General features: G+C 70.6%; 11 protein-coding genes. All 11 read right to left on the bottom strand.

The window, feature by feature from the left end:
- Nucleotides 1–1207, bottom strand: a 1207-nt coding sequence (locus tag RIM90_RS28475; RefSeq protein WP_309063626.1) for a DEAD/DEAH box helicase, incomplete at its 3' end; no start/stop codon positions are given.
- A gap of 41 nt (nucleotides 1208–1248) precedes the next feature.
- Nucleotides 1249–2139 (bottom strand): diacylglycerol kinase, encoded by an 891-nt coding sequence (locus RIM90_RS28470; RefSeq protein WP_309063625.1) that lies wholly within the window; start codon nucleotides 2137–2139, stop codon nucleotides 1249–1251.
- A gap of 31 nt (nucleotides 2140–2170) precedes the next feature.
- Complete coding sequence (gene tatC, locus RIM90_RS28465) at nucleotides 2171–3040, bottom strand: twin-arginine translocase subunit TatC (protein WP_309063627.1); 870 nt, start codon at nucleotides 3038–3040, stop codon at nucleotides 2171–2173.
- 92 nt (nucleotides 3041–3132) lie between these two features.
- The gene (gene tatA / locus RIM90_RS28460; RefSeq protein ID WP_024885165.1) at nucleotides 3133–3414 is read right to left on the bottom strand and encodes a Sec-independent protein translocase subunit TatA; all 282 of its coding nucleotides are present in this window, start codon (nucleotides 3412–3414) and stop codon (nucleotides 3133–3135) included.
- 230 nt (nucleotides 3415–3644) lie between these two features.
- On the bottom strand, nucleotides 3645–3839 hold the full coding sequence (locus tag RIM90_RS28455) for a hypothetical protein (RefSeq protein WP_309063624.1): 195 nt from the start codon (nucleotides 3837–3839) through the stop codon (nucleotides 3645–3647).
- 58 nt (nucleotides 3840–3897) lie between these two features.
- On the bottom strand, nucleotides 3898–4191 hold the full coding sequence (locus RIM90_RS28450) for a hypothetical protein (protein ID WP_309063623.1): 294 nt from the start codon (nucleotides 4189–4191) through the stop codon (nucleotides 3898–3900).
- A gap of 71 nt (nucleotides 4192–4262) precedes the next feature.
- Nucleotides 4263–5258 (bottom strand): WYL domain-containing protein, encoded by a 996-nt coding sequence (locus tag RIM90_RS28445; protein ID WP_309063622.1) that lies wholly within the window; start codon nucleotides 5256–5258, stop codon nucleotides 4263–4265.
- 18 nt (nucleotides 5259–5276) lie between these two features.
- On the bottom strand, nucleotides 5277–6230 hold the full coding sequence (locus tag RIM90_RS28440) for a WYL domain-containing protein (RefSeq protein ID WP_309063621.1): 954 nt from the start codon (nucleotides 6228–6230) through the stop codon (nucleotides 5277–5279).
- Nucleotides 6231–6359: 129 nt separating this feature from the next.
- Nucleotides 6360–6731, bottom strand: a complete 372-nt coding sequence (locus RIM90_RS28435) for an FKBP-type peptidyl-prolyl cis-trans isomerase (RefSeq protein WP_309063620.1) — start codon at nucleotides 6729–6731, stop codon at nucleotides 6360–6362.
- A gap of 61 nt (nucleotides 6732–6792) precedes the next feature.
- Entirely contained in the window at nucleotides 6793–7794 is a 1002-nt protein-coding gene (locus tag RIM90_RS28430) for an FKBP-type peptidyl-prolyl cis-trans isomerase (protein ID WP_309063619.1), read from the bottom strand.
- A 139-nt stretch (nucleotides 7795–7933) separates the two neighbouring features.
- Nucleotides 7934–8982 (bottom strand): Pup--protein ligase (pafA, locus tag RIM90_RS28425; protein ID WP_309063618.1); only part of this gene is annotated, 1049 nt, incomplete at its 5' end.

Here is an 8982-nt window from a genome sequence, read left to right as displayed (position 1 = left end):
CCAGCCCGCGCACGAACAGCTCCTCGACGACCTCCTTGAACGTCGGCAGCATGCCCGCGTGATGGGCCGCGATGCCGCGCTCCAGGCCCTCCAGCCACTCGTAGTAGCCCAGGACGTGCAGGTCCTCGGCCGGGATGGAGGCGGTGCGCTCCTCCACGAGCGAGCGGACCCGGGCCCGCGCCTCCTCGTCGTTGAGCCTGAGGCCCGCGTACAGGCACTGCTGGACGGCGGCCTCGCAGGCGGCCCGGCTGAAGATGAACGTGATCGCGGGCAGCAGGCCCTCGGCGTCGAGCCGCTCGATGACCTCGGGCCGGCTCGGTGTCCACACGCGCGAGCGCTGCCGGCGCTCCCGCTCCCGCTCTGCCTCCCGCATGTTGCCGCGCCCGCGTCGCCGGTCGCCCCACGACGGGCGGCTCGCCTCCAGGCGGGCCATGCGCGTGAGGTCGGGGTTGACGGCCTTCTTCCGGCCCTCGCCCTCCTCGAACAGGTCGTAGATCCGGCGCCCGGCGAGCACGTGCTGGAACAGCGGCACGGGCCGGTGCTCGGAGACGATCACCTCGGTGTCACCGCGGACGGTGTCGAGCCAGTCGCCGAACTCCTCGGCGTTCGACACCGTCGCCGACAGTGACACCAGGGTCACCGACTCGGGGAGGTGGATGATCACTTCCTCCCAGACGGCACCGCGGAAGCGGTCGGAGAGGTAGTGCACCTCGTCCATCACCGCGTAGCCGAGGCCGAGGAGCGTCTGCGAACCCGCGTACAGCATGTTCCGCAGCACCTCGGTGGTCATCACGACCACCGGGGCGTCGGAGTTGACGCTGTTGTCGCCGGTGAGCAGGCCCACCTTGTCGGTGCCGTAGCGACGGCACAGGTCGGCGTACTTCTGGTTCGACAGCGCCTTGATCGGTGTCGTGTAGAAGCACTTCTTGCCCTGCTGCAGGGCGAGGTGGACGGCGAACTCGCCCACGATCGTCTTGCCGGATCCGGTGGGCGCGGCCACCAGCACGCCCTTCCCCGCCTCGAGCGCCTGACAGGCCTCGATCTGGAAGGGGTCGAGGCCGAAGTCGTACATCTCGCGGAAGGAGGCGAGCGCGGTGGCCTGCTCGGCAGCGCGCCTGCGTGCTGCCGCGTACCGCTCGGCCGGTGAGAGGTCCTCTGTCATCGTACTTTCGAGCGTACCGGGCCGCGCCGACAACAGGACGATCATTATCCGGATCGGTCCCTGGGGGATCCGAAGAACCGCCCAGCTCAGGGGCCCACGATCCGCACGGCGGCGCGTACGCACCGTGCGGTCAGCGGCAGCGGCCCGGCCGGCTCCCCGTCCGCGTACCCGGTGACCCCCTCGGCGGCCAGTTCCACGCTCGCCGCCCGGAACACGGTGACCTTCGGATGCCCGACATGCGCCCCCCGGTACACCGTCGGGAACACCCGCAGCAGCGTGGCCCGGCCGCAGTCCCCCACCACCGTGACGTCCAGCAGCCCGTCGGTGAGGTCGGCGCCGGGACAGATCCGCATGCCGCCGCCGTACGACGGTCCGTTGCCGACGGCGACCAGCGTGGCCTCGACCTCGCGGACGTCACCGCCGTCCAGGGTGATCCGGTAGGGGAACGGCCGGAAGGCGGCGAGCTCGGCGACCATGGCGAGGTCGTACCTGAACCGTCCTGCGGGCAGTCGCATCCGGTTGCCGCGGTCGTTGACCCGGGAGTCGAAGCCGGAGGCGAGGACGGTGCCGAACCAGCGGTCGCCGACCCGTCCGAGGTCGACGTCGCGCACCCGGCCGCACTTGAGGGCGTCGGCGATCATCCGGCCGGCCGCGGCCGGTTCCCTCAGCGGCATGCCGAGGGCGCGGGCGAAGTCGTTTCCGGTGCCGACGGCGACCAGGCCGAGCGGGGTGCCGGTGCCGACCACGGCCCGCAGCGCCAGGTTCGCCATGCCGTCGCCGCCCACGGCGATCAACGCGCCGGTGCCCTCGGCGACGGCGGCACGCGCGCGTGCCAGGGCGTCCTCGGCGTCCGTGCCGAGAACCGTCCGCACCGAGAAACCGGCGGCCCGCAACGCGGAAGCGGCCGGCCGCGCCGCTCGGGCGCCCCGGCCGCGGCCCGCGGTGGGGTTGACGAAGAGGGTGATCTCGCTGGTCACGGGAGTGACCCTACGAGTTGCGGCCCGGTCCTCAGGTCACGTCGTCATAACCGTTGACCCGGTCCTTGGTCGCCTGCTCGGGCAGGGCGGCCACGGGTTCCACCGGCTCGATGGCCTCGGGGGTGAGATCCAGCTCGGAGGCCTCGTCGTCGGCGGGGCCTGCGGCCTCCTTGCGGGCGCGCCGTTTGTCGTTGAGCAGCGAGAACGCCACAGCGGCGAAATAGAGGAGGACGATCGGCCCGGAAAGCGCGATCATCCCCACCGGGTCGGTCGTGGGCGTCGCGACCGCGCCGAAGACGAAGACGCCCATGACGACACCGCGCCACCAGCCGATCATGCGGCGGCCGGAGACGATGCCGACCATGTTCAGCATGATGAGCAGGAGGGGAAGCTCGAAGGCCAGGCCGAAGATCAGCACCATCCTGATGGTGAAGTCGAGGACCTCGTCGAGCGAGAGGATGTTGGCCGATCCCCCGGGCGTCAGGCTGAGGAGCACCTTCACACTGATCGGGAGGATGGCGTACGCCAGGTAGGCACCGCCCGCGAACAGCGGAACCGCGGCCGAGACGAAGATGTAGGTGTACTTCTTCTCGTGCTTGTGCAGCCCGGGGGCGACGAACGCCCAGAGCTGGTAGAGCCACACAGGGCTGGAGACGACAAGGCCGGCCATGAGGCTCACCTTGATCGTCGTGGTGAACGGCGACGTCAGGGTGTTGAAGGACACGATGGCGCAGTTGCCACCGTCGCTGTTCGCCAGATCCTCGCACTTCGGCACCGGCTCCGCGAGGAACTGCATGAGCTGCTCGCTGTAGAACGCGGCCGCGATCATCACCACAACGATCACAGCGACAGACTTGGCGAGCCGATTGCGCAGCTCACGCAGGTGTTCCACCAGGGGCATCCGCCCCTCGGGATCCCTCTCCTGCTTGCGGGCAGACTTGAGCAACCCACGTTCCCATCTCGTGCGGCGGGCCGGAGATCACCGGCCCTGCGTCAGCGCTTGGTCGTGTCCGTCGGCTCCGTGACCGGGCGGGAGCTGGTCACGTCGCCGGGGGCCGCCTGGATGGTGCGCTGCGCCGGGGGCTGCTCGCCGGTGGCCGGCGGGTCGGCCGGGGCGGAGGACTTGTTGTCCTCCTTCATCGCCTTCGCCTCGCTCTTGAGGATGCGGGCCGACTTGCCGAGCGACCGCGCCATGTCCGGAAGCTTCTTCGCACCGAACAGCAGGATGATGACGACGAGGATCAGAATGATCTCGGTAGGTCCGAGCCGTCCCATAAGTCTTTACCTTCTCACCGAGGCGGGTGGGTGGCTGTCCGACCGGTCGGACATGTGCCCGAACGACGGCGCTGGCAGCGATCGTAACGCTCAGGGGTGAACGCGAGGCAATCCCCGTGCGTACTCCCGTCCGCGGTCCGGGCCTCGTTCTCCGGTCCGCGCTCTGCAGCGTACCTGCCGGTTCCGACAACTCGACAGGGCACAGCGGTGAACCGCTGTCCGGAAAGCGCTCAGAGCGCTTCGGCGGAACGGGCCGCGCCGGCCGCCGCGCGCTCCAGGTCCTCCGCGGCCCTGCTGATGCGGCGCGCGGAATCCGTGACCTGCCGGCCGAGCCGCTGCGCCTCGACGAAGACCCGGACGGCGAACACCCCGAGCACCACGAGACCCAGGAAACCCACGACAACCGCGAACATCGGCCAGAACATGAAGGCGAGCCTAGACCGTCCCCGCGAGCGGCGAACGCCCGGCCGCCCGCCCGGGCCGTCAGACCGTCGAGTGCAGCCGCAGCGTGCGCACCCCGCCGCCGGTGAGCAGCTCGACGATCCGCTCCCCGGCCGGCTTGCGGACGGCCGCCCCGCACTCGGGGCAGGTGAAGGAGTAGAAGGTGGTGCGGCTGCTGGCACCGATGGCCAGGCGCAACGCGCTCGCGGCGAGCTCGAAGCGTCCCCGGCAGTCCGGGCAGCCCGCGCGGAAGACGACCGGGGCCGCGTTTCTCATTCCCGCGAACGCGGACGCCACCGTCAGGCCCCGCACACCAGACACCGCCGACTCGCTCAAGGCACTCGCTCCCGCCTGTCGTCCTGTCCGTCCCGTACCGCGTCCCCCGCGCGCGCCTCCGTGCGGTCGGCTCATCCGGCCGCCTCGACCCCGTCGTACGCCGCCAGCGCCTCGCGGGCCGCCTGCCGGGCGCTGTCGGCGAGCTCGCGCGGCTCGACGATCCGTCCGTCGCGCCCGAGCCGCAGCGCCAGCCGCTTGAGGGAGGCCGGATCGGGGGTGCGCAGGGTGATGCGCAGCCCGCCGTCGGGAAGCTCGTCCGCGCTGTCGTGCGGGTAGTACTCGGCGACCCAGCGCCCGCCCGGCCCGACCTCGACCACCACCTCCGGGTCCTCGGCCGCGGGCTGCACCAGTCCTTCCGACAGGTCCCGCAGTTCGATCTCGGGCGGCGCGGACGGCTCGTCCAGGATCCTGATCTCGGCGACCCGGTCGAGCCGGAAGGTGCGGCGCGCCTCGGAGCGGCGGCACCAGGCCTCGACGTAGGTGTGGCCGACGCTGACCAGCCGGATGGGGTCGATCTCCCGCTCGGTGACCTCGTCGCGCGCGGGCGAGTAGTAGCGGATCCACAGCCTGCGGCGCTCGGCGATGGCCCGGTCGACGTCGGCGAAGACGCCGCCCTCCGACTCGAAGGTCACCGAGAGCCGGGAGCTGGCGCCGGCCGCCTCACCGGCCGCGGTCTCCACCTTGGCGGTGGCCCGCAGCAGTGCCTGCCGGTCGCTCTCGCGCAGCCCCGGCAGCGTGGCCACGGCGCGGGCGGCGACCAGCAGGGCGGTGGCCTCGTCGGCGGCGAGCCGCAGCGGCTCGGCCGCCTCCGCGCCCAGCGCGGCGGGGTTGTGCCACCAGATGCGCTCGCCGTCGGTGTCGATGTCCAGCAGATCGCCGCCGCGGAAGCTGGTGCCGCACATGGGCAGCACATCGAGGTCGGAGACCAGCTCGTCCTCGGTGATGCCGAAGGCACGCGCCACGTCCTCGATCCGGGCGCCGGGCCGCTCCCGCAGGTACGTCACCAGGGAGAGCATCCGCCGGGTCTGGTCGATGGCGTTCACGGGCCTGACCGGTTTGCCTGCCACGTTCTTGTCCGCTCTCCCTCAGCCCTTGGCCACGGCGCGCAGCCGGTCCACCACGTCGGCCCGCAGCTCGGCGGGTTCCAGGACCACCACGTCCGGTCCGAACTCCACCAGCCAGGCGTCCAGGCCGTGCCCGTACGGAATCTCCAACTCGTCCCAGCCGTCCCCGAGTTCCCGCACCGCGGTGGCCTTCGCCCGAAGGGGGTAACCGGCGTTCGAACGCAGCCGGATCCGCGCCGAGCGGTCGGCGGTCTCCCCCGCCCAGCTCGCCACGGTCTCGCGCACGGTGACGACATCGGGCACCGGCGCGGTGTACCGGCCGCCGCGCGAGCGCACCCTGCCGGTGATCCGGGAGAGCCGGAAGACCCGCTCGGCACCCCGGTCGCGGTCCCAGCCGGCCAGGTACCAGTGGCCGCGCCAGCACTCCAGCGCCCACGGCTCGACGTGCCGCTGCTCGGGCTGGGCGGCATTGGCCTTGCGGTAGTCGAAGACGACCGGCCGGCGGTCGCGGCAGGCCAGCATCAGCGGCTCGAAGGCGGCCTCGTGCACGGGGATGCGCGGCTCCAGCGCGCTGTGCGCCTCGTACGGGTCGACGTCCTCGGGCAGTCCGGCCGCGCGCAGCTTCTGCAGGGCGCCGCTGGCCGCGCCCGCGAGCCGGGCCTGCTGCCACACCTTGGCGGCCAGCCCCAGCGCGGCGGCCTCCTCGGCGTCGAGGGTGATGGGCGGCAGCCGGTTGCTGTCGCGGCGGGCCAGGTAGCCGACCTCGCCGTCGAGACTCTCCACGGTCTCGATGACCAGTCCGAGTTCGCGCAGGTCGTCCTTGTCGCGCTCGAACATCCGGTTGAAGGAGTCGTCGGACCCCGCTTCCAGATAGGCCTCGATGGACTCGCGCAGCTCGCGCTTGCTGAGCGGCCGCCGCGTCCCGAGCAGACACAGCGCCAGATTCATCAGCCGCTCGGCCTTGGCAATGGCCATCGACGCCCTTCGCCTCCCTATGGTGCTTACGACGGATGACCGTACCGCCCCGTGGTGTCCTGACAAAAGCCGAGGGCCCACGCCCGGACAGGCATGGGCCCCAGGTGATCGGGTCCTGTCGTACGACGATCAGACCCCGAGCAGGTCGACCACGAAGATCAGGGTCTCACCGGGCTTGATCGCCGGGGTGGGGCTCTGGTTGCCGTAGGCGAGGTGGGCGGGGATGGTCAGCTGGCGGCGGCCGCCGACCTTCATGCCCTGCACGCCCTGGTCCCAGCCCTGGATGACCCGGCCGGCGCCCAGCGGGAAGCGGAAGGGGGTGCCGCGGTTCCAGCTGGCGTCGAACTCCTCGCCCGTGCTGAAGGCGACACCGACGTAGTGAACGGTGACGGTCTGGCCCGCCTTCGCCACCTCGCCGTCGCCCTCCCAGATGTCCTTGATCTCGAGGTCCGCCGGGGGCTCGCCGCCCGGGAAGTCGATCTCGGGCTTGTCGATGCTCACGTCTGATGCTCCTGCTTGTCTGCGGAAAGGCGAACACGCACAGTCTCGCATCCCACGGGCGTCACAGCTTCGCGAGGATGTCGACCGAGAACACCAGCGTGGAGTCCTTCTTGATCTTGCTGCCCTGCGGCGGGTTGTCGCCGTAGCCCAGCTCCGGCGGGATGACGATGAGGACGCGGCTGCCGACCTTCTTGCCGGTCAGCCCCTGCGCCCAGCCCTTGACGACCTGCTGGAGCGAGAACGACGTCAGCTGCTTCCGGCCGTACGTGGAGTCGAACTCCTCGCCGCCGTCCCACAGCACGCCCTTGTACTGCACCAGCACGCTGTCCTCGGCGCCGACCTCCTCGCCGTCGCCCTCGATGACGTAGTTCGCCACGAGCTTCTTCGGAGCGGCGGCGTCGGGCACCTCGATGGAGGGTGCCTTGCCGTCGGTGCCGGTGCCGACCTCGGGCAGACCGGTGTCGTCCTGGGCGACCTCGGTGCCCTTGGCGCTGCTCGTGGCGTTGAAGGTGTCCTTCACGTCCACGACGAACACCAGCGTGTCGGTGCCCTTGATGCCCGCCTGCTGGTTGCCCTGCTCGCCGTATCCCCAGGTGGGCGGGACGGCCATCTGGACGCGGCTGCCGGTCTTCTTGCCGATCAGGCCGTACCGCCAGCCGTCGATGATGGCGCCCTGGGTGAGCGGGAGCGCCAGGCGGGCTCCCCGGTCGTAGGAGTTGTCGAACACCTTCCCGCTGTTCCAGATCTGACCCAGGTAGTGGGCCACCACGAAGTCGTTCTCCGCGACCGTCTTCCCGCCGCCGGCGATGACCGTCTTCACCGCGAGCTGCTCGGACGGGTCGCCGCTGCCCTTGGCGACGGTGGGCTTCTGGTCGAACTTCGTGCCCGCGGTGATCGCCGGCAGCGGGCCGTCGACGATCTTCGGCGGAGGCGCCTCGGACGTCCGGGGCGCGGAGGGCGAGGCGCTGTCGCTGGCCTTGCTCGAGTCGGACTTGTCGTCGCCGCACGCGGCGAGGGTGACCAGTCCAGCGGGTACGGCGATGAGAAGTGAGCGTCGGCGCACGGTGGGGGCCTCGTAATCGGTCGATCTCGGTGGATGGCGTCCGCGCAACTCTACGGCGTGAGAAGGGCGCCGCACGGTGTAACGTACGGCGCCCGTGTGACGTTCCGGGAATTTTCGGATCCCTGGCGGAACGCGCGGCTCACATTCCGGCGATCAGCTTCTCCACCCTCTCGTCCACCGAACGGAACGGGTCCTTGCACAACACGGTCCGCTGGGCCTGGTCGTTGAGTTTGAGGTGGACCCAGTCGACGGTGAAGTCGCGGCGCTGCTCCTGGGCCCGCCGGATGAAGTCGCCGCGCAGCCGGGCCCGAGTGGTCTGCGGCGGCACCGACTTGCCCTCGAAGATCTTCACGTCGTTGCAGATCCGGGCCGCCTGCCCCTTTTTCTCCAGCAGGTAGTACAGACCACGACGGCGGTGGATGTCGTGATAGGCGAGGTCTATCTGCGCGACCCGCGGATGCGACATGGTCATGTTGTGCTTGGCCCGGTACCGCTCGAGGAGCTTGTACTTCATGACCCAGTCGATCTCGGTGCCGATGCGGTCGAGGTCCTCGGACTCGATCGCGTCCAGCGTACGGCCCCACAGCTCCAGCACCTGTTCGACGGTGCCGGTGCGGATGCCGCGGCGCTCGCAGAAGTCCAGCGCCTTCTCGTAGTACTCGCGCTGCACCTCCAGCGCGGAGGCCTCCCGGCCGCTGGCCAGGCGCACCTTGCGGCGCCCGGTGATGTCGTGGCTGACCTCGCGGATCGCCCGGATGGGGTTCTCCAGGGTGAGGTCGCGCATCACGGTGCCCGCCTCGATCATGCGCAGCACCAGGTCGGTGGCCCCGACCTTGAGCAGCATGGTCGTCTCGGACATGTTCGAGTCGCCCACGATGACGTGCAGGCGACGGTAGCGCTCGGCGTCGGCGTGCGGCTCGTCCCGCGTGTTGATGATCGGCCGGGAGCGGGTCGTCGCCGAGGAGACGCCCTCCCAGATGTGCTCGGCCCGCTGGCTGACGCAGTACACGGCGCCGCGCGGCGTCTGCAGCACCTTGCCGGCACCGCACAGCAGCTGGCGGGTGACCAGGAACGGGATGAGGATGTCCGCGAGCCGGGAGAACTCCCCGTGCCGGGCCACCAGGTAGTTCTCGTGGCACCCGTAGGAGTTGCCCGCCGAATCGGTGTTGTTCTTGAAGAGGTAGACGT

Origin of the sequence: Streptomyces sp., assembly GCF_031181555.1 — a bacterium.
In the GTDB taxonomy this organism is placed as follows: domain Bacteria; phylum Actinomycetota; class Actinomycetes; order Streptomycetales; family Streptomycetaceae; genus Streptomyces; species Streptomyces fimbriatus.
Note: the sequence above shows the minus strand (reverse complement) of the source record. Positions and strands in the feature narration are given on the sequence as shown.

Coding starts and splice junctions, on each gene's coding strand:
- tatC (WP_309063627.1), bottom strand. CDS start 3,040: ATGCCCCTGGTGGAACACCTGCGTGAGCTGCGCAATCGGCTCGCCAAG.
- tatA (WP_024885165.1), bottom strand. CDS start 3,414: ATGGGACGGCTCGGACCTACCGAGATCATTCTGATCCTCGTCGTCATC.
- RIM90_RS28455 (WP_309063624.1), bottom strand. CDS start 3,839: ATGTTCTGGCCGATGTTCGCGGTTGTCGTGGGTTTCCTGGGTCTCGTG.
- RIM90_RS28440 (WP_309063621.1), bottom strand. CDS start 6,230: ATGGCCATTGCCAAGGCCGAGCGGCTGATGAATCTGGCGCTGTGTCTG.